This window comes from Halalkalibacterium ligniniphilum, assembly GCF_000334155.1.
Classification (GTDB): domain Bacteria; phylum Bacillota; class Bacilli; order Bacillales; family Bacillaceae_D; genus Halalkalibacterium; species Halalkalibacterium ligniniphilum.
In genome coordinates this window covers 1-480 of record NZ_ANNK01000181.1, presented here as the reverse complement: position 1 = coordinate 480, position 480 = coordinate 1, and the positions used below count along the sequence as shown (strand labels likewise).

Here is a 480-nt window from a genome sequence, read left to right as displayed (position 1 = left end):
ACTCACATAATATCCTTTTGCCCAAAACGTACGATTCCCATGGTTATACTTTAAATTGGCATGCCGGTCGTGGATCATTAACGAACTTTTTCCTTTTAAATAGCCCATAAAATGTGACACAGACAATTTAGGTGGGATTTTCACTAACATATGAATATGATCCTTCATCGCATGTGCTTCAATGATTTCGACATCTTTCATTTCACATAACCTTCTGAGAATAGCACCTATATCTTTTCTCAGTTTTCCATAAATGACTTTTCTTCTGTACTTTGGTATGAATACGATGTGATACTTACAATTCCATCTTGTGTGTGATAAACTATTGTCACTCGACATGAGTAGATCTCCTTTCGTTTTTTAGAAGTTGGTTTGACGGCCATCTTCTATTATAACGATTGGAGATTTTTTCTGTCACTTTACCACTCTAGAAGTTTTATTTTCACACGTGTAGAACACGTGGTTTTAAACCCATATAAT

General features: G+C 35.0%; 1 protein-coding gene. It reads right to left on the bottom strand.

The annotated features are described in order from the left end of the window. On the bottom strand, nt 1–339 hold a 339-nt coding region (gene tnpA, locus BLT_RS22525; RefSeq protein WP_035426197.1), incomplete at its 3' end, for an IS200/IS605 family transposase. Nucleotides 340–480 lie beyond the last annotated feature (141 nt).